The organism is Zobellia laminariae (assembly GCF_030553095.1).
In the GTDB taxonomy this organism is placed as follows: domain Bacteria; phylum Bacteroidota; class Bacteroidia; order Flavobacteriales; family Flavobacteriaceae; genus Zobellia; species Zobellia laminariae.
On sequence record NZ_CP130738.1, the window covers coordinates 397,110 to 422,069 of the forward strand.

The 24,960-nt window shown below is 37.1% G+C and carries 21 protein-coding genes, 1 other RNA gene and 4 pseudogenes; 12 read left to right on the forward strand and 14 right to left on the reverse strand.

Annotated elements, in window-relative coordinates; all coding sequences use genetic code 11:
• The first annotated feature begins 105 nt into the window (after positions 1-105).
• The 3 genes and pseudogenes from thrA (at position 106) to thrC (ending at position 4,772) form a co-directional block, all read left to right on the forward strand.
• Positions 106-2,549 (forward strand): annotated as a pseudogene (gene thrA, locus Q5W13_RS02035) (bifunctional aspartate kinase/homoserine dehydrogenase I).
• A 2-nt stretch (positions 2,550-2,551) separates the two neighbouring features.
• Positions 2,552-3,477, forward strand: a pseudogene (locus Q5W13_RS02040) (homoserine kinase).
• Positions 3,477-4,772 carry a threonine synthase gene (thrC, locus tag Q5W13_RS02045; RefSeq protein WP_304445219.1) on the forward strand — a complete coding sequence of 432 codons (1,296 nt, stop codon included), beginning with the start codon at positions 3,477-3,479 and terminating at the stop codon, positions 4,770-4,772. The pseudogene Q5W13_RS02040 and the gene thrC overlap by 1 nt, the downstream one beginning before the upstream one ends.
• A gap of 179 nt (positions 4,773-4,951) precedes the next feature.
• On the opposite strand, the gene Q5W13_RS02050 is transcribed toward thrC, so the two are convergent.
• Positions 4,952-6,289 carry an aminopeptidase P N-terminal domain-containing protein gene (locus Q5W13_RS02050; RefSeq protein WP_368662405.1) on the reverse strand — a complete coding sequence of 446 codons (1,338 nt, stop codon included), beginning with the start codon at positions 6,287-6,289 and terminating at the stop codon, positions 4,952-4,954.
• Positions 6,290-6,548: 259 nt separating this feature from the next.
• On the opposite strand from Q5W13_RS02050, the gene gcvT reads away from it, so the two are divergent.
• The 5 genes and pseudogenes from gcvT (at position 6,549) to Q5W13_RS02075 (ending at position 10,605) form a co-directional block, all read left to right on the forward strand.
• Positions 6,549-7,634 (forward strand): glycine cleavage system aminomethyltransferase GcvT, encoded by a 1,086-nt coding sequence (gene gcvT, locus Q5W13_RS02055; RefSeq protein ID WP_304445220.1) that lies wholly within the window; start codon positions 6,549-6,551, stop codon positions 7,632-7,634.
• A pseudogene (locus Q5W13_RS02060) lies at positions 7,634-8,546 on the forward strand (glutaminase). Before gcvT ends, Q5W13_RS02060 begins: the two are co-directional and overlap by 1 nt.
• A 3-nt stretch (positions 8,547-8,549) precedes the next feature.
• Positions 8,550-9,371, forward strand: coding sequence for a sugar nucleotide-binding protein (locus Q5W13_RS02065; RefSeq protein WP_155597353.1), 822 nt, complete (start codon positions 8,550-8,552; stop codon positions 9,369-9,371).
• 93 nt (positions 9,372-9,464) lie between these two features.
• Positions 9,465-9,752: a 4a-hydroxytetrahydrobiopterin dehydratase gene (locus tag Q5W13_RS02070; RefSeq protein ID WP_304445221.1), complete on the forward strand. Its 288-nt coding sequence runs from the start codon at positions 9,465-9,467 to the stop codon at positions 9,750-9,752.
• Positions 9,753-9,894: 142 nt separating this feature from the next.
• Positions 9,895-10,605, forward strand: a complete 711-nt coding sequence (locus Q5W13_RS02075) for a YebC/PmpR family DNA-binding transcriptional regulator (protein ID WP_304445222.1) — start codon at positions 9,895-9,897, stop codon at positions 10,603-10,605.
• A 124-nt stretch (positions 10,606-10,729) separates the two neighbouring features.
• Here Q5W13_RS02075 and Q5W13_RS02080 read toward each other — a convergent pair whose 3' ends face one another.
• From Q5W13_RS02080 to Q5W13_RS02105, 6 genes are all read right to left on the reverse strand, one after another.
• Positions 10,730-11,263: a 1-acyl-sn-glycerol-3-phosphate acyltransferase gene (locus Q5W13_RS02080; RefSeq protein WP_155597356.1), complete on the reverse strand. Its 534-nt coding sequence runs from the start codon at positions 11,261-11,263 to the stop codon at positions 10,730-10,732.
• A gap of 81 nt (positions 11,264-11,344) precedes the next feature.
• Positions 11,345-12,472, reverse strand: a complete 1,128-nt coding sequence (locus Q5W13_RS02085) for an iron-containing alcohol dehydrogenase family protein (protein ID WP_304446590.1) — start codon at positions 12,470-12,472, stop codon at positions 11,345-11,347.
• A gap of 6 nt (positions 12,473-12,478) precedes the next feature.
• Positions 12,479-13,180 (reverse strand): HAD family hydrolase, encoded by a 702-nt coding sequence (locus Q5W13_RS02090; protein WP_214611792.1) that lies wholly within the window; start codon positions 13,178-13,180, stop codon positions 12,479-12,481.
• Positions 13,171-13,884 (reverse strand): 3-deoxy-manno-octulosonate cytidylyltransferase, encoded by a 714-nt coding sequence (kdsB, locus tag Q5W13_RS02095; RefSeq protein ID WP_304445223.1) that lies wholly within the window; start codon positions 13,882-13,884, stop codon positions 13,171-13,173. Before kdsB ends, Q5W13_RS02090 begins: the two co-directional genes overlap by 10 nt.
• A 105-nt stretch (positions 13,885-13,989) precedes the next feature.
• On the reverse strand, positions 13,990-14,559 hold the full coding sequence (locus tag Q5W13_RS02100) for a DUF4126 domain-containing protein (protein WP_155597359.1): 570 nt from the start codon (positions 14,557-14,559) through the stop codon (positions 13,990-13,992).
• 106 nt (positions 14,560-14,665) lie between these two features.
• Positions 14,666-16,105: an ATP-dependent DNA helicase gene (locus Q5W13_RS02105; protein WP_214611794.1), complete on the reverse strand. Its 1,440-nt coding sequence runs from the start codon at positions 16,103-16,105 to the stop codon at positions 14,666-14,668.
• Between the two features lie 101 nt (positions 16,106-16,206).
• Here Q5W13_RS02105 and Q5W13_RS02110 point away from each other — a divergent pair, with 101 nt between their 5' ends.
• Genes Q5W13_RS02110 through Q5W13_RS02120 form a run of 3 tightly spaced genes read left to right on the forward strand, consistent with a single transcriptional unit; the run spans position 16,207 to position 18,213 of the window.
• Complete coding sequence (locus Q5W13_RS02110) at positions 16,207-16,857, forward strand: hypothetical protein (protein ID WP_155597361.1); 651 nt, start codon at positions 16,207-16,209, stop codon at positions 16,855-16,857.
• Positions 16,835-17,665: a DUF3822 family protein gene (locus tag Q5W13_RS02115; RefSeq protein WP_304445224.1), complete on the forward strand. Its 831-nt coding sequence runs from the start codon at positions 16,835-16,837 to the stop codon at positions 17,663-17,665. The genes Q5W13_RS02110 and Q5W13_RS02115 overlap by 23 nt, the downstream gene beginning before the upstream one ends.
• Complete coding sequence (locus tag Q5W13_RS02120; RefSeq protein WP_304445225.1) at positions 17,665-18,213, forward strand: RsmD family RNA methyltransferase; 549 nt, start codon at positions 17,665-17,667, stop codon at positions 18,211-18,213. The genes Q5W13_RS02115 and Q5W13_RS02120 overlap by 1 nt, the downstream gene beginning before the upstream one ends.
• A 21-nt stretch (positions 18,214-18,234) precedes the next feature.
• Here the strand turns inward: Q5W13_RS02120 and rnpB are convergent.
• An RNA gene (gene rnpB, locus Q5W13_RS02125) (RNase P RNA component class A) lies at positions 18,235-18,545 on the reverse strand.
• A 125-nt stretch (positions 18,546-18,670) separates the two neighbouring features.
• Between rnpB and Q5W13_RS02130 the strand changes: the two are divergent.
• Positions 18,671-20,499: pseudogene (locus tag Q5W13_RS02130) on the forward strand (DNA polymerase III subunit gamma/tau).
• Here the strand turns inward: Q5W13_RS02130 and Q5W13_RS02135 are convergent.
• The 6 genes from Q5W13_RS02135 to Q5W13_RS02160 are packed head-to-tail and all read right to left on the reverse strand — an operon-like array spanning position 20,488 to position 24,923.
• Positions 20,488-20,847, reverse strand: coding sequence for a transmembrane 220 family protein (locus tag Q5W13_RS02135; RefSeq protein ID WP_304445226.1), 360 nt, complete (start codon positions 20,845-20,847; stop codon positions 20,488-20,490). The pseudogene Q5W13_RS02130 and the gene Q5W13_RS02135 sit on opposite strands and share 12 nt — an antisense overlap.
• Entirely contained in the window at positions 20,844-21,104 is a 261-nt protein-coding gene (locus tag Q5W13_RS02140) for a hypothetical protein (protein ID WP_304445227.1), read from the reverse strand. The genes Q5W13_RS02135 and Q5W13_RS02140 overlap by 4 nt, the downstream gene beginning before the upstream one ends.
• A gap of 18 nt (positions 21,105-21,122) precedes the next feature.
• Positions 21,123-22,223, reverse strand: coding sequence for an alkaline phosphatase family protein (locus tag Q5W13_RS02145; protein WP_304445228.1), 1,101 nt, complete (start codon positions 22,221-22,223; stop codon positions 21,123-21,125).
• A 3-nt stretch (positions 22,224-22,226) separates the two neighbouring features.
• Entirely contained in the window at positions 22,227-23,420 is a 1,194-nt protein-coding gene (gene eboE, locus Q5W13_RS02150; protein ID WP_304445229.1) for a metabolite traffic protein EboE, read from the reverse strand.
• A 1-nt stretch (position 23,421) separates the two neighbouring features.
• A complete protein-coding gene (locus tag Q5W13_RS02155; RefSeq protein WP_304445230.1) occupies positions 23,422-24,582 on the reverse strand; it encodes a 3-dehydroquinate synthase in 1,161 nt (386 codons plus the stop codon).
• A gap of 32 nt (positions 24,583-24,614) precedes the next feature.
• Positions 24,615-24,923 (reverse strand): UbiA prenyltransferase family protein, encoded by a 309-nt coding sequence (locus tag Q5W13_RS02160; protein WP_304445231.1) that lies wholly within the window; start codon positions 24,921-24,923, stop codon positions 24,615-24,617.
• Between the last annotated feature and the right edge of the window lie 37 nt (positions 24,924-24,960).

Below are 24,960 nucleotides of genomic sequence, written 5' to 3' on the forward strand. Positions count from 1 at the left end.
CAACACGTTTGGCACCACCACCCCTTTGGGGTAGACAAAAACATATCAGTTCGCTATTGCGTTATTTCGCATTCAATCTATTTTTAAGAGTTAATTTCATCTAACATGAAAGTTTTAAAATTCGGCGGCACCTCTGTTGCTAACGCCTCCAACATATCATTAGTAAAAAATATTGTAGCCAATACAAATAGCAATAAGACCATTGTAGTGGTATCAGCTTTTGGTGGAGTCACAGATCTCTTATTGAATGCGGCTCATTTAGCTTCAAAACAAAGTGAAGGTTATAAATCAATTTTAAAAGAAATTGAAGACAGACACTTAGAGACTGCCAAGGAACTTATTCACGTAAATGCCCAGAGCAAGGTACTTAGTAAGGTCAAAAGTGAACTCAATACTTTGGAGACACTACTGGAAGGTGCGTTTCTAATTGGTGAAATCACTCCCCGACTTTCCGATAAAATTGTAAGCTACGGCGAGCTTTTATCATCCTATATTATTAGTGAGTATTTTACCCAAGAAGGATTGAAAGCCGGCTATTTAGATAGCAGAGAGCTGATCAAGACCAATGATGTTAACGGCAAAGCCACGGTTAATTTTGATTTAACCAACGCTAATTGCGCAAATTTCTTAGATAAAGACGAACACCAAGTTATTGTCATGGGAGGTTTTATCGCTTCCAGTGAAAGTGGTAACTCTACCACATTAGGACGTGGAGGTTCTGATTACACTGCCGCCATTATAGCAGCGGCAATCAATGCTGAATTTTTAGAAATCTGGACAGATGTTAGTGGTATGTATACTGCTAATCCTAAATTGGTAAAACAAGCCAAGGCTATCCCGCACATATCTTACGAAGAAGCCATGGAGCTTTCTCATTTTGGCGCCAAAGTTTTATACCCTCCAACAATTCAACCGGTGTTGGCTAAGGGAATCTCTATCGTAATAAAAAATACTTTTGAACCTGAAAATGCAGGTACATTAATTACCAAAAACAAAAACGAAAAAGGCAAGACTGTACGTGGCATAAGCCATGTTGAAAATATTGCGCTTTTATCTCTTGAAGGACCGGGAATGGTAGGTATTCCATAACTTCTAAACGTTTTTTTGAAGTACTTTCTCAATCGGAAATAAGTGTTGTACTTATTACTCAAGCGTCTTCTGAACATTCAATCTGTGTAGGTATTTCTGCTGATGACATTGATAAGGCAACAGAAGTTGTAAACGCCGCTTTTGAATATGAAATTGAAAGAGGAAAAATAAAACCTGTAATAGCCGAAAAAGAATTGGCCATAATTGCTTTAGTTGGCGATAATATGAAAAGCCACCAGGGTTTGAGCGGTAAAATGTTCAGCACCTTAGGAAAGAATAATGTAAACCTTAGGGTTATTGCGCAAGGAGCATCCGAGCGAAACATTTCTGCAGTCATCAAAAAAGAAGATGTCAAAAAAGCTCTGAATGCGCTACATGAAGAATTTTTTGAGGAAAACATAAAACAATTAAACCTATTTGTAATGGGTGTTGGTAATGTAGGTTCAAAATTTTTGAATCAAGTTTATCAACAAAAGAAGTTTTTGAAGGAGAACTTAAAATTGAACATCCGTGTAATTGGTATGTCCAATTCACGAACCATGGTTTTTGAAGAAAGCGGAATTTCTCTCAAAAACTGGGAAGAGGCTTTGGCCGGTGGTCAAAAAGCGGATAAGGTTGAATTCATGAAAAAGGTGAATGAACTTAATTACCGTAACAGTATTTTTGTTGATAATACGGCTAGTGAAGAGGTTTCTAAAACTTACAACACCTATTTAGGCAATAGTATTTCTGTAGTTACTTGTAATAAAATTGCATGTTCATCTGCCTACGAAAATTACCAAGAATTAAAATCTCTTGCTAGAACCTACAATGCTCCATTTTTATTTGAGACCAATGTAGGCGCAGGCTTACCGATTATAGATACCTTAAAGCATTTGATTGCTTCGGGTGATAAAATTCTTAAAATTCAAGCGGTCCTTTCAGGAAGCCTAAACTTTGTCTTCAACAACTTTAATGATAAGACAACTTTTCATGACATTGTGAAACAAGCCCAGCAAGAAGGCTATACTGAACCAGATCCAAAAATTGACCTGAGCGGTGTTGATGTAATGCGAAAGATTCTGATTTTGGCAAGAGAAAGCGGAAATCAACTAGAGATTACAGATATTGCTAACAAATCTTTCTTACCACAAGAAAGTTTGGATACCGATAATAACGAAGACTTTTTTGCTACGCTGATAAAACATGAAGATGATTTTCAAGCCATGTACAAAGAAGCTAACGACGCCAACAGTAAGCTAAAATATGTTGCCCAGTTTGAAGATGGAAAAGCAAGTGTGGGTCTGCAAGCTATACCAAAAGGTCATGATTTTTATAACTTGGAAGGAAGTGACAACATCGTGTTATTCTACACAGAGCGTTACCCTAACCAGCCCATGATCATAAAAGGAGCAGGCGCAGGTGCAGATGTTACAGCATCAGGTATTTTTGCCGATATCATCAGAATCGGAAATTTCTAATTATGGAGGAAATCAAAGTTTTTTGCCCCGCCACTATAGCAAATGTTTCATGTGGATTTGACGTCTTAGGAGTCGCCCTTGATAATGTAGGCGACACAATGGTTGTTCGTAAAACCCAAGAAAAAGGCATACGAATCACTAAACTTGAAGGTCAAGATTTACCAATGGAAACGCTTCAAAATGTTGCAGGCGTAGCTGGTTTAGCGCTTTTAGAGAAAAGCGATTACACAGGCGGATTTGAAATTGAAATTTACAAAAAGATAAAAGCAGGTAGTGGAATAGGTAGCAGTGCCGCAAGTTCAACAGGTGCAGTTTGGGCCATGAACGAACTTCTAGACAAGCCGTTTACCACGCTAGAACTCGTTAAATTTTCAATGGAAGGGGAAAGACTAGCAAGTGGTGTAGCCCATGCAGATAATGTAGCTCCTGCCCTATTTGGCGGTTTTACACTAGTACGCAGTTATGACCCTTTGGATATTGTACCAATTCACACACCATCTGAATTACACGCCACGGTCATCCATCCACAAATAGAAGTTAAAACATCAGACTCAAGAAAAATACTTAAAACCAATATTACCTTAGCAGACGGTATTAAACAATGGGGAAATGTAGGCGGACTCGTTGCCGGTCTATTTACGGAGGATTATGACCTAATTGGTCGATCTTTGGAAGACCACATTGTAGAACCCATACGCTCCATTCTTATACCTATGGTTTTGACCAAGTTAAAAGCGAAGCTCTAAAGGCAGGTGCTTTAGGTTGTGGCATCTCTGGGTCTGGTCCATCTATTTTTGCATTCAGCAAAGGCATAGACACCGCAAATAAAGTTGCAACGGCAATGAAAGAAGTATACAAGAACATAGGTATTGATTACGATGTTCATGTATCTAAAATTAACAGTGAAGGAATTAAGACCATACAGTAATGAATTTTTATAGTCTAAATAAAAAAGCACCTGAAGTTTCATTTAAAGACGCAGTGATTAAAGGGATTGCACCTGATAAAGGGTTGTATTTTCCTGAGCAAATAGAGCCACTTCCCGCGCGATTCTTTGAGCATATAGAAGATTTAACGGATCACGAAATAGCTTTTAATGCCATTCATCAGTTTGTGGCTAAGGAAATTCCAAATGATAGACTTCGTGAGATTATCGCCAAGGTTCTTGACTTTGATTTCCCTGTTGTTGAAATTGAGGAAAACGTAGCTACTTTAGAGCTTTTTCACGGTCCTACCATGGCCTTTAAAGATGTAGGCGCTCGCTTTATGGCAAATTGTCTTGGCTATTTTTCAGAAGGAGAAAAACAGGATGTAACCGTATTAGTCGCTACTTCTGGCGATACCGGTGGTGCCGTTGCCAATGGATTTTTAGGTGTAGAAGGAGTACGTGTGGTTATTTTATATCCAAACGGAAAAGTGAGTGATATTCAAGAAAGACAGTTAACTACTTTAGGTCAAAACATTACCGCCCTTAATGTTGACGGTACTTTTGATGATTGTCAAAAAATGGTCAAAACTGCATTTTTAGATGAAGCTCTTCTGGAAAAAATGCAATTAACATCCGCTAACTCTATTAATGTGGCGCGTTGGTTGCCCCAATTATTCTATTTCTTGTTCGCTTACAAACAGGCAAAATCAAAAGGAAAGGAAATTGTATTTTCCATACCTAGCGGAAACTTTGGAAACGTATGTGCCGGTATGGTAGCTCAACGTCTGGGTATGCCTGTAAAACATTTTGTGGCTTCCACAAATGTAAATGATACCGTTCCTCAGTTTATGAAAACCAAGGAGTACAACCCAAAACCATCAACGGCAACAATATCAAATGCTATGGATGTGGGTGACCCTAGTAATTTTATTCGTATCAGACATTTGTATCAAGATAATTTTGACAAACTGAAAGAAAACCTCTCTTCCTATTCATTTACAGATGCAGAAACTAGAGAGACCATGAAGAAGATATACAGTGACAGTGGTTACATTGCCGACCCACATGGCGCTGTTGGTTATTTAGGATTGAAAAAATATCAAGCAGAACATCCTGATACTTATGGAATCTTTTTAGAAACCGCTCATCCCGTGAAGTTTTTAGACGTGGTGGAAGACACTATAGGCAAGACAGTTGAAATTCCTGAACAAATCAAAAAAGTGATGGACAAAGAAAAGAAGTCCATTTCAATAAAGGAATACGACGAACTGAAACAGTACTTGTTAAACAGATAAAATAAAAAAAGCCCCTAAAGAAATTTTCTTTAGGGGCTTTTTTTATTACTTCAAAACAGGAAGCTCAAACTTGTCCAGCGGACTTGGCTGTTTCATTACTTTCTCTATCTCTTCTGCTTTTCTTGGCGCCATTGCCGATAAATTTATAGGACCTTCATTTGTTATTAGAATATCATCTTCTATACGTACCGCAATACCCCACCATTTTTCATCACAAGCGCTACCTTCCGGAATGTAAATACCATAGGTTCAACAGTAATAACCGTATTCTCTTGGAAAGGTCTATAAGTACCTTGATCATGAACATCTAAGCCTAAGTAATGAGATGTACCATGAGGGAAGTAAATACGAGCGTCTGCTTCCTTTTTAATAATACCCAATGCCATTAGCCCTTCAGTAATCACCTTACTGGCTGCCTGATATGGAGCTTGAAAAGGAGCACCCACTACGCTAGCTGAAATACCGGCTTCCTGTGCATTATACACAATGTCATAAATCAGCTTTTGTTCTTTAGAAAACTTACCGTTGGCAGGAATGGTTCTGGTAACATCTGCTGTATATCCGTGATATTCAGCTCCTAAATCCATCAATACTAAATCACTACCTACTTTAGTTTTATTATTTTCTATATAATGTAAAATACAACCGTTGTTCCCTCCGCCTACTATAGACGGATAGCCTTCATATTCAGCTCCATATTTTTTATAGACGTACTCATGAACTCCCTGAATTTCAGTTTCAGACATATTTGGATGCATAGCTTTCATTACCTCAACCTGTCCTACGGCAGAAATTTCTACAGCCTTTTTCAAGAGCACCATTTCTTCTGCTGATTTGGTCTCCCTTAGCGTCGCCATAATTTCGTTCAACATTGAGGAATTCAAATTATTCGCATCCAATTTCAATGTAACTTTCTGTTTAATTTCACTTCTTAGTTTGTCATCTTCGGCATTTACAAAACCATTTATAAGTTCGTCTTCTTTTAGTTTTTCATCCCTACTCAAATATCTACCTAATATTTGTGCGACATTGGCGCTATTCTCCACATCCGTGGACGTAATCATAGAATAGAACCTATCTTTTGAACTATCGTAATCTGCGGGATAATTGGCTTTTGTTTTAAATGATTGAATTAAATCGAAAAGATCTGCTTCATCACTTGAATCACGAAAATCGTTTTCAAAATCAAAAAACAACACTTTATCAAATTCCTGAAAATTGATTCCGGCTTGCTTAAACGCGCTACCGTTAAATGCTGTCTTAAAACCTAATTTATCTTTAACCCCTTCAATACCCAACCGTTTCCCGTTCCATTGCTCGGCCCTTGGGTCTTTTTCTTGCACGTACAACACCTCGTTAACATTAACTCCATCAATTTGCTGGTCTTCAGAAAATAGAACCAAAACTGCATTTGGCTCATTATATCCTGTTAGGTAGTAAAAATTAGGATCTTGATGATAGACATAATCAACATCATTTGCACGGTTCCGTACGGCATTAGCAAAAAATACGGCCACACTATTACTATAAGATCATTTCTCTAACAGCATCTCTCCTGCCTTTATGAAATTCTGACGAAAGAAAATCCGTAGGTTCATCTTGTGCAATGCTTGTCAAAGGAGTTAATATCAACGCCACTATTAAATAAAGAAGTCTCACCATCATATTTGTTTTAAAGAATTGGTAATTTACAAAGATTGTGTAAAACATAACAAAGCGCACTTATACAATAGTTAAATATTTCAATAGCTTTGTACATCTAAATATACAAGTACGATGAAAAACACAGCTTTAACATCTACCCATGAAGCTTTGGGAGCTAAAATGGTGCCCTTTGCAGGGTATAATATGCCTGTTTCTTATGAAGGCATAAATATAGAACATGAGACCGTTCGTAATGGTGTAGGCGTTTTTGACGTTTCGCACATGGGGGAATTTTTAATCGAAGGACCAAAAGCTCTAGAGCTAATTCAAAAAGTATCTTCCAATGATGCCTCCAAACTCACCATTGGAAAAGCCCAATATAGTTGTCTTCCAAATGAAACAGGTGGTATTGTTGATGACCTTATTGTATATCGCATTAAAGAAGAAACCTACCTTTTGGTAGTAAATGCTTCCAATATTGAAAAAGATTGGTCGCATATATCAAAATATAATGAAGAGATAGGCGCAACTATGCGTGATATTTCAGAAGGATTCTCACTTTTAGCAATTCAAGGCCCTAAAGCCGTTGAAGCTATGCAAGCCTTAACTTCAGTAGATTTAGCCAGCATCAAATTTTATAATTTTGTTGTTGCCGATTTTGCTGGAATAGGAAATGTAATCATATCTGCTACAGGATATACTGGTTCCGGTGGATTTGAAATCTATTGCAAGAACAGTGAAGTTCAGCAAATATGGGACAATATTTTTGAAGTTGGTGCCGCTTTCGGTATTAAACCAATTGGCCTTGCCGCCCGTGACACCCTACGTCTTGAAATGGGGTATTGTCTCTATGGAAACGATATTGATGACAGTACATCTCCTTTTGAAGCTGGTCTGGGTTGGATTACAAAATTCACTAAAGATTTCGTGAACAGTGAAGCCTTAGCTAAAATAAAAGCACATGACCCAGAGCGCAAACTAATTGGTTTTGAACTAGAAGAAAGAGGCATACCTAGACACGGTTATGACATTGTAGACGGTCAAGGAAAAACTATTGGTATTGTAACTTCAGGAACTATGTCCCCTTCATTAGGAAAAGGAATCGGATTAGGATATGTTCCGCAAGTTTTTTCTGAGGTTGGTTCTAAAATACACATTCAAGTTCGTAAAAAGGCTATACCAGCAACTGTCGTTAAGCTTCCATTTTATAAAGCCTAATGGTAGATTATCAAACTATAATAGACAAAATTGTAACGAACTCCAAAGAAGCAACAGACAGAGGTGTCATAGCTTCCTATATTCCTGAATTAGCCAATATTAGTTTACATAAATTTGGCATTCATATTATAGATGCAAACCAGAAAAGTTATAGCGCCGGAGAAGCATTGGAAGGCTTTTCTATTCAAAGTATTTCTAAAGTACTGGCACTTGCTTTTTCTTTTAGTTTGGTTGGAGATGAGTTATGGAAAAGAGTTGATGTGGAGCCTTCTGGTGACCCATTCAACCATTTATCACTATTGGAACAGGAGAATGGTATTCCTAGAAACCCTTTTATAAATGCTGGTGCGCTTGTAATTGCAGATGTATTGGTTTCTCATTTAGAAAACCCTAAAGAAGAGTTTTTACGTTTTGTTCAAGAGTTAGCAAATGACTCTTCTATTCGCTACAATGAAAAAGTAGCTTTATCAGAAAAAAGACCGGATTTAAAAATTACGCAGCGGCTAATTTATTGAAATCTTACGGCAACCTGCATAATGATGTAGAGTCTGTGCTAGATTTGTATTTCTATCAATGTTCGTTAGAGATGAACTGCAAACAATTAACCGATGCTTTTTATATTTTCATGAATCACGGTACTTGTCTAAGAGAAAAAAGTTATCTAAATCTAACCCAGGTAAAACGTATAAATGCTTTGATGCTAACTTGCGGTTTTTATGATGAAGCCGGAGAGTTTGCTTTTGAAGTTGGTCTTCCCGGAAAAAGTGGTGTTGGTGGCGGAATAGTAGCTTTGCTACCTAATACATATTGTGTAGCTACTTGGTCTCTGGTTTAAACCCTAAGGGAAACTCTAAATTAGGAATGGCTGCTTTAGAAGAATTAACAACTAAAACAGGACACTCAATTTTTTAAAGATTGGATATAAAAAAAATTTTAATACTTGGTGGAAGTGGTTTTTTAGGTAACGCTATTTACAAGGAGCTATGTAACTATTTTGATACTTATGGAACGTATAATTCAGCCAGACGGTCGTTTGAAGACAATAAACAGTTCTTCAAATACGATATGGAGGAAGATGATGTACATGAGATTCTAGAAAAAGTCCGGCCTAAGGTAATCGTTTCTGCCCTTCGCGGTAATTTCGCCGCTCAAATATTGGCACATCAACATATTATAGAATATTTAAAAGAGAACGATTGTAGACTATACTTTCTTTCTTCCGCCAATGTCTTTGATGCTTATAGAAAATATCCGTCTTACGAACACGATAAGACTCTTTCTGAGAGTGTTTACGGAAGATTAAAGATTAAAATTGAAAATATGCTGCTTAGACTGCCTCAAGATAAAATGGGAATCTTACGTATTCCTATGGTTTTTGGAAATAGCTCTCCGCGGATAAAAGATATTAAAAAATATATTTGGGATAATGCCCCTGTTGAAGTTTTTCCTAATCTGGTTTTGAATGTCACTAATGATGATAAACTTACCCAACAAATCCACTATCTCATTAATAGAGACAAAACTGGAATCTTTCATTTAGGCAGTAACGACCTTGTGCACCATGAAGATTTTATAAAGGAAGTAATAGAACGCATTGGAGAATTTAGCCCTATTTACAAACGGATATTTACAACCAACGACGAGAGATATCTTGCCGTTCTACCAAAAGACAATAAATTACCAAAAAACTTACAATACGGGTATCAAGATATTATTAACCATCATGTGATGCGTTAACACTAAAAATTAGGAACTTTTCACGACCCAAGGAATTTGAATTGCGTAATTTAAGAGAGCTAATAATTACGCACAAATATTATTTAGAATACTATGAAAAAACTATCGGAACAAGAAATAGAAAGTGAACTTATCAAACTAAATGGCTGGGAGTATGCTGATGGTGCAATTGAAACTTCTTTTGAATTCAAAGACTTTAAGGATGCATTCTCTGTTATGACTCGCATTGCTTTTGAATGTGAAGCTCAAGGCCATCACCCAGACTGGAGCAACGTCTACAATTCTTTACATATTAGACTCAATACCCACGATGCAGAGGGTATTACTGTAAAAGATTTTAAGCTAGCACATAGCATAGAAGAGATTATAGAGAGTGAATAAAAAAATTAACACACGGTTCTCGTTCGTTGCTTCAAAAACAGTGCTAAGTAAAGTTCTTTTGAATTGATGAAGCTCAGTTACTTGCAACCGTTGTCATTTTTATTAAATTTGCTACCTTCAACAAATATATTACACATAGATTATGGGAAGAGCTTTTGAATTCAGGAAAGCACGTAAAATGAAGCGCTGGTCGGCAATGTCTAAAGCCTTTACGCGTATTGGCAAGGACATTGTTATGGCAGTAAAAGAAGGAGGACCGGACCCGGATTCTAACTCTAGACTGCGAGCCGTAATTCAGAACGGAAAGGCTGTTAACATGCCTAAAGATAATATTGAGCGCGCTATTAAAAGAGCCTCAGATAAAAGTCTAGGTGATTACAAAGAAGTTCTTTTTGAAGGTTACGCGCCACATGGTATTGCTATTCTAATTGAAACCGCAACAGATAATAACACCCGTACCGTTGCTAATATTAGAAGTTACTTTAATAAATGTGATGGTAGTTTGGGCACATCAGGCTCGGTAGAGTTTATGTTTGACCATACTTGTAATTTTAGGATTCCTGCAGAAGGTATCGACCCAGAAGAACTAGAATTAGAACTTATAGATTTTGGAGCCGAAGAGGTTTTTGTTGATGACGATGGTATCTTGATTTACGCTCCTTTTGAGAGCTTTGGAGACATTCAAAAAGAATTGGAAAACAGAGAACTTGAGATTCTATCTTCTGGGTTTGAGCGTATTCCGCAAGTAACCAAAGCACTTTCTGAAGAAGAAGCTGCCGATGTTGAAAAACTTTTAGAGAAAATTGAGGAAGATGATGATGTACAGAATGTATATCATACAATGCAAGAGTAACATTTTGCACCAAATATATTTGAATAAAAAAGCGCCCAGAAATGGGCACTTTTTTTTTATTTTAATGATATAATTACAGAATTATTGTTTGAGATTAAAACGGTAAGCCTAAATCAAGACACACCTACCGAGAGACCTTTCCTACTACACCCTCAAAGAATTTTTTGTAGACTTTAAAATCTGCTTCTTTATCGTCCGTAGTATATAAAGGTTCTGAAACCTTGACCTGTTTTTTACCAAAATCAAAAGCTATTAAAACTATGGGGACATTAGCTCCTTTAGCAATGTAGTAAAAACCGGTTTTCCATTTATCTACCTTCTTACGGGTACCTTCTGGCGCGATTGTTAATCTGAATTTTTTTCGTTTTTCAAATACCTTTACTGTGGCCGAAACCATATCGTTATTCTTGCTACGATCAATAGGCTCCCCTCCTAATCGTCTAAATATAAACCCGAAAGGAAAAGCAAAAAGACTCTTCTTACCAACAAAATTAATTTCTTCTCCCCATACCTTTCTAATAAGGAGTCCGAGGAAAAAATCCATATAACTTGTATGTGGTACTACTGCAATTACAAACTTATCTATATGACCGGGAAATTCGCCCACCATTTTCCAGCCCATCAACTTGAAATAAATAAAACGAGCTAATTTTTGCATGAGAGTACGTTGAGATTTAGAAAAGTGAAATTGGGACTACCATCTAAGGTTACCACCTATTTTACCAATAAAAATGTAATACTAAATTTTTCTGTAGATGGATTCTAACTTTTCAGGAGTAATAGTGTCCCTCCAGTTTTTACCTAATGCGTTTTCCCAAAGCGGAACCATGTTCATTGCTACGGAAATCATAGTCTCAAATTCTGCTTCACTTAGATTAGCGCAGATACCAGTTGGCAATTGAATATTATGTTTTTCCTTCATTTTATTGAAAAGATCTACACCTTCTGGGTAGAATTCCTCAAGATGTTGAAATACTAAACAATTACCAATACCATGTTTAACTCCCAATAAATAACCAAGACCATAACTCATAGCATGTGCCACACCTACTTGAGAATAAGCAATACTCATACCCCCGTGCCATGAAGCCATCATTAGTTTATCTCTTGATTCCTCTGCTGGCAAATCTCCTAAATAAACTTCTTTACATAGTTCTAGAGCTTTCTCTCCATAACTTTGGCTAAAGGCATTTAAAAATGTCCCTGTAAGTGATTCAATACAGTGAATAAAACAATCCATCCCCGTATAAAACCATTGCTCTTTTGAGACTCCTTGGGTTAAATCTGGATCTAAAAGCACTTGACCGAAAGTTGTATGGTCTGAATTTATTCCTAATTTTTTATCTGGCCCCAATAAAACCGTAGTTCTAGAAACCTCTGCGCCTGTTCCACTTATTGTAGGTATTCCCACGTGAAAAATTGCTGGCTTTTGAACTAAATCCCATCCTTGATATTCTGAAGAACTTCCGTTATTAGTTAGTAAAATTGATACAGCTTTGGCTAAATCTAATAGAGTTCCTCCTCCAATACCAACAATTCCCGAAGGCAAATCTTGATATTCTCTCTTTATTTTATCTACTAAAGCATCTACTTGTTCCGTTTTAGGCTCCTCTTCCGCAGAGATGAATATAATTTGATCGTTAAAAATCAGTGGAATTCTTTTTGCCAACTCCGTATTTTCAAAAACATCATCAACTAAAAAAATAAAAGGAGCATCGGAATGTTTGCGCTTGGGCATTAGTATCTCTCCCAATTGATTAAAACTTCCCTTGCCAAAAACCACTCTAGGCACCATTGGAAAATTTCTAAATTCCGTTTGTTTACCTACAGTTGCTTTTTTTACCTGCATTTCTTTTTTTACCTCCATCATAACCTATTTCAAATACGCTAATATATCTGACAATGTATTAATTTTCAGATAATTGTAATCTTCATCATTAATTTTCACTTGTTCATGTTGCCACGTAGTATGAAAGGGTACATGTACCGCTTGCGCACCAATTTCAACCAAAGGCAGCACATCGGATTTTAATGAATTCCCTATCATTAAAAACTCATTTACATCAATTTGCAAATGGTTCAACAAATGTATATAGTTTTCTTCTTTCTTATCACTTAGGACTTCCACATGGTGAAAAAATTCAGAAAGTCCAGACTTTTCTAATTTACGTTCTTGATCTAAAAGATCACCTTTTGTCAAAACAATAAGTCGGTAATTACCGCTTAATTTACGTAAAACTTCTCTTACACCATCTAATAACTCTACTGGTTGGCGTAACATTTCTTTACCTAGATTCAAAATTTCTTCAATCGTTGCTTGTGAAACCCTGTTATTTGAAAGTTTCAATGCAGATTCTACCATAGAGAGCATAAAACCTTTTACACCATAGCCGTAAAGCTCCAGGTTATTGATTTCCATTTTAAACAACTCCTGATCTATGGTATTCATAGTCTCGTAACCTTCCAAAAGCTTAGCGAACTTCTCCTCTGCTTCTCTAAAATAGGTTTCGTTTACCCACAACGTATCATCGGCATCAAAGCCAACTACTGTAATTTTACTATAATCTACTTCCATGCTTGTTGTGCTCTTTTCAAATCTTCGGGAGTATCTATTTCTATTCCCGAAACGGTTGTTTCAACCATTTTGATTTTCTTTCCGTACTCTAGGTAACGAATAGCTTCAATTTTTTCAATAGCTTCTAACGGCAGCATTGGTAGTCTCTGAAAAGCCATTAATGCACTTTTCCTAAAGGCATAAATACCCTTGTGCTTATAATAAACACTTTCAATTTCTTTATTTCTTGGATAAGGAATTACTGAACGTGAAAAATACAGGGCAAAATTACGATTATCAACAATGACCTTTACTGTGTTGGAGTTGTTTATTTCTTCTTCATCAGTAATCCTAACCATTAAGGACGCTAAGTCTATTTCTTTCTCCGTATCGTTTTTAAACACCTCCAAAACGCTTGCCAAACTTTCTCTATCCGTAAAGGGTTCGTCTCCTTGAACGTTCACAATAATATCAACATCCATATCCGTAACTGCCTCAGCAATTCGATCACTACCACAGTCATGTTCCTTCTGGCTCATTAGCGCTTGACCACCTGCGTTGGTTATGGCATCAAAAATAACATCACTATCGGTCACTACATAAACCTCGTCAAACAACTTGGTTCCTATTGCTGCTTCGTAAGTACGTAGAATTACAGGTTTCCCTGATAGGTCCTGCATCAATTTAGCAGGGAATCTAGATGCCGCGTAGCGGGCCGGTATCATGGCTATTATTTTCACTTTATATCCTGATTATCGTTTACTATTATATTTGTTTTCGGTCTATAGATTACGAAAAAACAAAAATTTCGCAAGCCATCTTAAACGTCTCTAATCCGTTCTTTTGGGTCTTAACTTTCTATAAATACGAAAGATAAAAACCAAAATTATAATTACTAGAACTACCGCTAACACCGGCGCAAAAATTGATGCCGTGGTTACAACGACCGCTGTACCTGTTTCTAATGTTGAAACTAAGGGATTTGCCAAACCACCCGTGGTTGCGGTAGAAGCCAATCTACCAGTTGCTCCCGCACCTTTTATAGCAGTTGCCGTTCCTCCTCCTGCAATAATTGCCAAAGACCAAGTTACCACAGGATCTAAATCTGCCACTGTAGATACCATAACGGCGGTTCCAGCTATTGCAGCTAAAGGCACTGCAAAGCTATCTAAAAGATTGTCCACCAAGGGTATGAAATATCCAAAAATTTCAACCAAGGTTGCAACTCCCAGAGTTACCACGGCTGCAAAACTTCCTATCCACTGCCAGCTTTCATTAAGTTCCCAAACTCCGGTATACGATGCCAGACTCAAAGCAAATAGAGGCAAGAATACTCGAAAGCCCACAGATGCAGCGAGGCCAATACCTAAAAAAATACTGATTATGCTTTCTGAGGTCATATTATTACTGAATTATAGTGATTTACATGAGATCAAAATGGGCATACCACATTAGTACAAAATGTAAAAACCCATTAACTAACACTTTGTAAAGACGCAATTTAGCCTATTCCTCACCAACAAAAAAATCGTCCTTAAATCCTATTAGGTACAACTGCTTTTTTGCCCTTGTAACGGCGGTATACAACCAACGTAGGTATTCTTTATCTACTCCGTTGGGTAAATAGGGCTGTTCTACAAAAACAGTATTCCATTGCCCTCCTTGAGATTTATGACAGGTAATGGCATATGAAAATTTTACTTGTAAGGCATTGAAGTATTTATTGCTCTTTACACCTAAAAACTTCTTGTATTTAGATGATTCATTAGCAAAGTCTTTCATTACTTCCTGATAGAGTCTATTCCCTTCTTCATAAGGTAAAGACGGTGTTTCTGCCTTTATCGTATCTAACAAAAGAACTGTCTCAAAAGGTTTTTGGTTGGGATAATCTACCATTTGAACTTTAACCTCTGCAAATCTAAAACCGTACAATTCTTTTATGGCAAACAACTCAAGCACTTCTATAACGTCTCCGTTGGCAATAAAACCCGCCTCACTATTAGGAGACAACCAAAAATAATTGTTCTTTACGACCATCATAAAATCTCCTACAGCAATTTCATTTTCCAAAAATAAGATTCGGCTGCGGATATTTTCGTTGTATAGATTAGCCCTTTTATTGGACCTGACTATAAACGCGGTCTCTTCCTTCCCATTTTCGGAATAACTAGTATCAATAGCTTCTTGTATCTCATAACCATCCACAAGCCTAACTATATCTTTAAAATTGCTTAGATGAAATTTAAACTCATCTGTAAAATTACTCTGCAATTGTTCCCGAAGTAAGGTTGCATTTACCAGAATACCAGAATCTTCAGCCTGCCTAACTACTTCATCCAACTCTAACCGCACTACTTCCTTATCATAATTTAACGCTAACTTATCTGGATCTAATGCTGGACTAATATTCAAATGCACAGGTGGTAGCTGAGCTGTATCCCCAATTAAAATGAGTTTACAATTATGACCTGAATAGACAAACTGAATTAAATCATCTAAAAGAGATCCATTCCCAAATAGTTTAGAATCAGTTGGCGCATCGGGTATCATAGAAGCTTCATCCACTATAAAAATGGTGTTTCTATGTTTATTTGGTGCTAGAACAAATTGAATTCCTCCACCTCCCTGCTTTTTAGGAAAATATATCTTTCTGTGAATGGTGAAGGATTGCGTGTTCGCGTAATTAGACATTACTTTTGCCGCTCTTCCGGTGGGCGCCATTAAAACAGCCTTCATTGTGGTCTTCCACAGACTGTTAACCACAGTTCCCACCAAAGTTGTTTTACCAGTACCGGCAAAACCTTTAAGTAAGAACACATCGTCCTTTCTGTCAGAAAGTATATACGTGGCTAGCTTTTGTAATGCTATTGCCTGCTTAAGTGTAGGCTCGTGTGGAAATTTCTCCTTTAGTATTTTATAAAATGATGCATCGTTCAAAGTTACCATAGGTATCAAAGATAAACAGGATTTTTACGAGAAAAACTTTTGCGATTGAAAAAAAATTGTAGATTTGTCACAACCACTAAAATATAATTAACACTTAAGAAATGAAGACCATAATTCAAATTGTACTGTGGGTAGCATGTGCAGGTTTAGCTTACGCTATATACCAATCAGTTACGGGACCAATAGAGTTCAACAAAGTAAAAGAAGAACGTTACGGGCAGGTTATCGCCAAGTTGAAGGATATTAGAAACGCTCAAGAGGCCTATAAAACTGTAAACAGAAAATACGCCAAAGATTTTAACAGTTTGATTAAGTTTATCGACACTGCTGAGTATACTATTACTCAACAACGTGATTCATCTTATATGGAATTCGATAAAACATATCAAATTGACCTTTTAAAAGAGGTTAAAATCATTGATACATTAGGTACTGTTTCTGTAAAAGATTCTCTTTTTAAAGGAGATACTCGTTACAAGACTCTTATGGAAGTTCCTTTTGCACAAGGTGGAGAGAAATTCGAAATGAAATCTGACATTCTAACCAAAGGAAGCTATAAAGCTCCTGTTTTTGAAGCTAAAATAGACAAGGCAGTAGTATTGTACGATCAGCAAGAAACACTTCTTAAGAAAGAAAAGGCAGAGATTGGTGTTGAAGAAGTTAACGGAGCATTTATAAAAGTTGGTTCTCTTAACGAAGTAAGTACAGCTGGAAACTGGCCCCCTATATATGATAAAAAAGGAGACGAATAATAATACTGGAGAACCAGTGGAGAATTTTAAAAAACTGTCCATTCAAGTTAGCTTGAATGGACTTTCTTTTTGTGTATTTGACACAGTAGCAAATTCAATCTTAAACTCAGAAAAGGTTGTTTTTGCAAAAGAACTCACGCCTTATGAAATTTTAAAGCGATTAAAGCTTCTCTTTTCTACACATCATATAGAAGATAATCAGTTTTCTGAAATTGTAGTAGTACACAGAAACAACTTGTTCAGTCTAGTGCCGCAGTCCCTATTTAATGAAGACGAACTGGCCAACTATCTAAAATTCAATACAAAAATATTAGCTAATGACCACTTAGCCTTTGATGAACTCGAAAGCTATGGCATCAACAATGTTTATGTTCCCTTTGTAAACATCAACAACTACATTTACGATCTTTTTGGTGAATTTACCTTTAAGCATAATGGTACTGTAATGGTAGAATCGTTATTAAACAACCATTCCGCCAGTAAAGAAACAGTTTGCTATATACATACTTCGCAACGCCAGATGGATGTTACCGTTATAGCTTCAAAAAAGCTTTTACTATTTAACAGCTTTAATTTTGTAACCAAAGAAGATTTTCTCTATTACCTGCTTTTCACGTTAGAACAGCTAGAACTTGACACAGAATCTGTTTCCATAAAACTCTTTGGTGATATTGAAAAAGATGATGATATTTATGACCTCTGCTACAACTACGTAAAGGATGTCACTATGTTTTACCCATCATTTACCGAACACAAGATAGACCGACCAGAAGAAACAATTGATTTCACCGTAATAAACGCTTTTTAATGCGCATCATTTCAGGTTTACACAAAGGAAAGCGAATAACAGCACCTAAAAAATTACCAGTTCGCCCAACCACGGACATGGCCAAAGAAGCTTTGTTCAACATTTTGAACAATCGTTATTATTTTGATGACCTTGTTGTCCTTGATTTGTTTGCGGGAACAGGAAACATCAGTTACGAGTTTGCCTCTAGAGGTACGAAGCAGATAAGTGCCGTTGATGCCGATTATGGATGTGTGAGATTTATTAACGAAACATCTGCCGCAATGGAAATGGGTATTGCTGCTTACAAAAGTGATGTTTTTAGTTATCTTGAAAAGTCTCGCGAAAAAGCAACCATTATATTTGCTGATCCCCCATACGACTTACCCTTGGAATCCTTCGAAAAAATACCGAAACTAGTTTTTGAAAAAGAATTATTATTAGAAAATGGTCTGCTCGTAATAGAGCATGCTAGCCAAATGGATTTGTCTCATCTAGATAATTTTGTTGAAAAACGAAAATACGGAGGTAGTATTTTTAGCCTATTTACAAACCCTAGCGAAGACTAAAACTTGTAATCGAAATAGAAAAAATAAAGCAGGCCCATAAGCCGGATTCTGTTAAGTCCCTAAAGACTCCCCTATCATTTATCTAGTACTAACATTACTGCTAGTATCAAACCGCCTACCCTTCGGCTCGAGCGTACAGCCCTCAAGCACCGATTTACATGACGTTTCACCGCATAGAGTTTCTCTGGTTTCACTACAGCATTACCTGTACATACTTTCTGCTGCACTTGTCCTTTCCGTTAAACGGACGACGGGCGTTACCCGCTATGCTGCACTATGGTGTCCGGACTTTCCTCTCCCGTTTTCACGGCAGCGATAAGGAGACCTGCTTAACGCGCTAAATTAGTACAATTGTTGATAAATAAAGACTTTATCCCACCGAAATAAAACGCTCTTATCATTCCTATATTTATATTTGTATAATTGAGTTGATGTAAATTCTAAACCCTAGTTTTTTTTGGAACCTTTTATTGTATCGGCACGTAAATATAGACCTCAGACATTTAAGGATGTTGTGGGGCAACAGGCCATTACTAATACCCTAACCAATGCCATTGAACATAATCATTTGGCACAGGCCCTTTTATTTTGTGGTCCTAGGGGAGTTGGTAAGACTACCTGTGCACGTATTCTTGCCAAGCAAATAAATTCCGATGGAACAGAAAGTGAAGATGAAGATTTTGCATTCAATATTTTTGAGCTGGATGCTGCCTCTAACAACTCTGTAGATGATATTCGTAACCTTATAGATAAGGTACGTATACCGCCCCAAGTTGGTAAATACAAAGTATATATTATAGATGAGGTGCACATGCTCTCACAATCGGCCTTCAATGCTTTTCTAAAAACACTTGAAGAACCACCAAAGCACGCTATTTTCATCTTAGCAACTACCGAAAGCACAAAATCATCCCAACGATACTTTCTCGTTGTCAAATATTTGATTTTAAGCGAATTACAGTTAAGGATGCTGCTCAATATTTGAAGTACATAGCCGAAAACCAAGGTATTGTTGCAGATGATGATGCTTTGCATATCATTGCTCAAAAAGCTGATGGTGCCATGAGAGACGCCCTTTCTATTTTTGATAGAGTCGTTAGTTTTTCAGGAAAAGAACTGACAAGAAAGGCCGTAACAGAGAACCTAAATGTTTTAGATTACGACACCTATTTTTCGGCAACAGATTTTATTTTAGAGCATAATATTCCACAGCTACTACTTTTATTCAACGAAACCTTGTCATTAGGTTTTGACGGACATCACTTTATAAGTGGTTTAGCTTCGCATTTCAGAGATCTTATGGTTTGTCAACATCAGGACACCATTAATTTGTTGGAAGTGGGTGACGTTGCTAAACAGAACTACTTAGAGCAGTCAAAAAAGACCTCTATGCAGCTTCTTATGCAAGCTTTAAATATTGCCAATGACTGCGATTTAAAGTATAAAACCAGCAAGAATCAGCGGCTGCTGGTAGAACTTACTTTAATGAAATTAGCTTCAATTGGATTTGAGGCCGAAAAAAAAAACTCTGAATCTGACGTCTTAGACGGTTCTACTATAGATTTTATTGCGCCTGCATCCTTTTTTAGAGGAAATGGCTCTGTTAAAAAAGCTTCAGCCGAAGCCCCTACCCCTCAAGAACACACAAAACCAACTACTCCTGCATCTGCAGAGATTAATAAGCAGGAAGCCCAGCAGTACCAGTCGGAAGAAACAGCACAAAAATCAAATTCTTTAGCAGTGGCAGAACCTAAAGTTGAGGAAACTGCACAACCACCTAAACCCGAAGCCACTCCGGTAAATAAAATTAATATTGGTGGAGGAAAAAGAGTTTCCGGACTCTCTATTTCTAGCCTAAAAGCAAAGAAAGAGCACGAACTCAGCCGAAAGGACGATACAATTGACGAAAGTAAACTCCCTAAAGACCCCTTTACCGAAGAGGCTATGCAAAAACATTGGGCGGATTTTGTTCATAAAATAGATATAGATGGCAAGAAAATACTAGCATCTAACCTTAGCGTAGATATACCTAAGCTAGTTCAAGACAAAACTATTTGGATTGAATTGCCTAACGAAACAATGAAAAAGGAAATTGAGCGGGAACAATATGGCCTTATGGAGCACCTGAGAAAAAATCTCAACAATTATTTTATTGAACTTAAGATTACGGTTAACGAAAAAATAGCTAAAAAATTCGCGTTTACTCCTGAGGAAAAATATGAAAAACTTAGAGAGAAGAACCCAGCTATAGATTTGCTTAGAACAACTTTTGACTTAGACCTTTAACCTTTTCACAAAGCGAATTCGCAGGGCATATACAAGCATTACTACTGCTATAATTAGTAAACCACAAGCTTCTCTACCGCGTTCAATATTTTCTATATCTCCCTCTCCAATAGTAAAACCTTGAAATTGTACAGGCCACTGCTTATAAGCACCTATCATTGCCAAGAAACAAAAAATGGCCACTACAGTAAACGTCAAACGGTTAACCACAAAAAGAACTGATGCAAAGGCTGCTAAACCATAAATTACATACCATATAGTAGCATCTGGATCATTGTATTGTAGGTATGCCGCCCAAGCGAAAAGGATTGCAAATACAGCGCCTACTATTTTAAACAAAGACTTCATTCTTCTTCAGTTAGATGTTTCTTTAAGATACCATATACATCGGTCGCTTCAATATCATCATTGAAAGAGGAATTTACCTGATCCGTAATCAAAATAGGAAGGTCTGCTTTATCTTCTGGTATTCTACCGTGCGAACCCTTTACCAAAGTTGCATCCAACGGAATTATATTCATTACCGTTCTGAATCCCATTTTTTTCTTAAGCAACATAGCAACAACTTTTGCCATTACCAATTTGTCTTTAGGATCCGTCAACATTTCTACAGGATCATAACCTTATTTTTTATGAATATCAACCATACGCGCATAATCGGGCGCTTTGGCGTCATCCAACCAGAAATAATATGTGAACCAAGAGTCGGCATCGGCAACCACAACTAGGTCACCGCTTCTTTCATGATTCAATTTAGCCTTTTCAAGCTCTTCGCCCACAAGTACCCTTTCAACTCCCGAAACTGATTCCAGCAAAGCTTTAACCTCTAACTTAACGGAAGGATCATTTAAATAAATATGTGCTATTTGGTGATCTGCCACAGCAAAAGCTTTGCTTTGACCCGCATCTAAAAGCTCAAGCCCTCGTTCTTCACGAACAGCTATATACCCTTTAGAACGTAAAATTCTATTTAAGTGAATAGGATTATTAACATCAGTAATACCATATTCCGAGAGCAATACAATTCGTGCATTACGCTTTTGAAAATAGTTCACCAACTGCTCTACCACCCCATCTATTTCTTTCAGATCTTTTTTAATTTTATCAAAATTGAGTCCGTGACGTTGTAAATTATAGTCTAAATGCGGAAGATAAACCAAAGACAATGTTGGGTTATGCATCTCATCCGTACGTATGGCTGCATCTGCAATCCATTTACTGGATTTTATTGACGTTTTTGGTCCCCAAAATTGAAAAAGCGGAAAAGTACCCAACTCATTTTGCAGCGTATCTCTTAACTCAGGTGGGTATGAATATACATCCGGAATTTTTCTACCATCGGCCAAATAATTAGGCCTCGGAGTTAGACTGTAGTCTACATTAGAATACATGTTATACCACCAAAAATGATTTGCACATGTAAAATGCTCATCTTCTTTTTTTAGCTCATCCCAAATTTTTTCGCTCTGCACCAATTTATTAGACTGGTTCCAAAACTTCACCTCACACAAATCTTTAAAATACCACCCATTACCAACAATACCATGTACGTCAGGCGTTTTTCCGGTCAAATATGTAGACTGTGCGCTACAAGTTACCGCAGGCAAAACCGGACTTATGTAAGCTGATTTACCTTTTTTTAAAAAAGCTTCAATAAACGGGGTATGCTCCCCAATAAGACGTTGGGTCAAACCCACAACATTAATCACTAGCGTTTTCTTCATCTTCTAAAACTTTTCTACAAACCAATCAATCTCTCTAATAATAGACTCAGAAAGGTCTCTTTTTAAAGCAGACGGAAGAACATCCCAAGTATAGGTCTCAATTTCCAAATGCTCAGAAACAGGATGGTCCTTTATATATTTCATCACTTTTAGAATATGGTCTTGCGTAGAATCTAACGCACCAAAACGTTCTAAAAATATTGGCACATGAAAGTGTGCCCGTAACTCTTCAAATTCTCTTTTATTCTCAAGTACAATAGGCAAATCATTGTAAGTTTTCACCTTTCCCTCTACCTTTTCTGTTACTTGATGAAGGTATGTAGGTTCGTCAAAAAGCATCAACGCTTCCCAAATTTCATCATTCCCAGATGGGTTAGACAAAATCTTTAAAGCTGCGCTTACTTGAATTTTTCCTATAACGATTCCTGCTTCTGCGAACTTTTCAAAGGTATCTATGGGTTCTTCATAAGCCAATGAAAAATGACAAATATCGTAACAAACCGTAAGGTAACGGCGTATGATTTCATCCGCAGTCTCAGCATTTACATCAAGTTTTTCAACAATTACAGATGTTCCAATAGGCAATAGGTAATCTGCAAAAAAGTACAACACCTCATCACTGTTCTCTAACATGCCATCTGGTTCCGGTTCAATATCCAGATGTAGATACTTCCCCGTTTCTTTTTCTATTTTATGTAGATGGATGGCAACCTCTATCATATTTTTTGCTCCAGTTTCAAAAGCTAATTTTGTAGCCTCTTCCGAAGTATGCCAATATTTATAACTTACTGGGGATGTTGAAATCCCACCAGCAATGCCCTCTGGAAGCAAAGCTGCCAACTGATCAAACATACGCTTGGTATAAATCAGCCTTTCCGGGGTAGTCCAATCTGGCGCATGAACATCATCTTTAACCCGTTCATTATGAAAATTACCATACGGAAAACCATTCATGGTAAACACATAAACCTGATTATCACCTAACCATTGTTTGAACTCATTGAGGTTTCCATTCATAGCAAGCTCTTCGCTTGCTTTATTGGATAACCGTAAACCAAGTCCAAAAGGGTTATTAGGAGACACCTTTTCCTTTATCTGCGGAACGTGTTCCTTAAGACTGTCAAAAGTGGTCTTCCAATCAAATCCTGGATGGATATTGGTGCAATATGTAAGTTGAAAATTATTATCTATGCGCAAGCTACTCTACTTTAAGTTTTGAAATTTCGTTTACCAAATCCAATGCATTTTTCATGGTCTGTCGGTCAATTTCGTGAACGTCATGTTTTACGCCAATATCTGAAATTAGAGTTATGGTAAGTTCACCACCAAGGTGCTCCCTAAACTCTTCTATTCCGTTAAGTAATTCATCAACTTCTTTTTCTGTAGCTAACGGAAAACTTAAATCAAAACCGATGTTCTGAAAAACACGTACCACACGATTTAAATCGGTCTCATTAATTAAACCTATTAAATGAGTATAAGCCACATCTAGCACAATACCCTTTGCTACGGCTTCGCCATGACGAAGAGCGTAGTTGGTCATATACTCCAATTTATGTGCAGCCCAATGACCAAAATCCAATGGCCTAGAAGAGCCACTTTCAAAAGGATCACCGCCTTGAGCAATATGGTGCATATGCATTTCTGCACACCTATAAATGGTATACTGCATGGCTTCCATATCTCTATCTCTCAATAAATGTGCATTTTTCTCTAAATATTCAAAAAAGACAGCATCCTTAATCAATGCAACTTTTAGCGCTTCCGAAATACCGGAAATCCAATCCCGTTGTTCCAATGTTTTAAGAAAATCAGTATCGTTAATGATAGCATATGGAGGGGCAAAAGTTCCTATAAAGTTCTTCTTGCCAAAGGCATTCACGCTATTTTTAACTCCCACAGCAGAATCATCTTGTGAAAGTACCGTAGTAGGAATACGAATCAACTTAACACCTCTATGCGCAATTGCTGCTGCATAGCCTGCCATATCTATAACGGCACCACCACCAATAACTACAACAAATGAGTGGCGACAAATAGCATACTCGCTAACCGCCTTTAGGATATATTCAACTTGACTTTCATCATTCTTGCAAGCTTCACCTCCTTGCACCACCATACTTTTCATATGAACCAGATTCTCATGGTAATGTTGACAATAGCCTTTTATATTTTTAATAAGGTCCGGGTGAGCAGCAGCTACCCCATCATCAACGACAAAAAGAAGCTTTACGGGCTCATTTTTATATGCCTTGATAATATCCTTGAACAAGGTATTTTCTGTACCGAACAAATTTTCGGTAAAGTGGAGGCCATATTGATATGAAACCTCAAATTTTTGCTCTATAGTTTTAAACATCGTATTTCTTTTGAAGGTCGATAAAATTGACCTTAGGTAACAGCAAACACTTTAGATAAGCCTTTTGAAACAGGCAGTAATGCCAATATAATTAATCCGTACCACCAGTCAAAAAATGCAACGGCAATAGACGAATCCAATAAAATTAATGCTATGACACCTGCCATAACAGCTTTTTTAATATTCTCTGGTGAGTTTACGGAGTGTGCTTTTATTAAAGGTCTAAAAACCGTGAACGCAAACAATACTAAAAACAATAACGGAAATAAAAGGGCATCCGTATGTAAAAAGGCCATAGTTGCCACAGCTAAAATAACAGCGCCATACAGTACTCCTGCCAAAACAATGTGATTTTTATTTTTCCCGTGTACTTCCCCT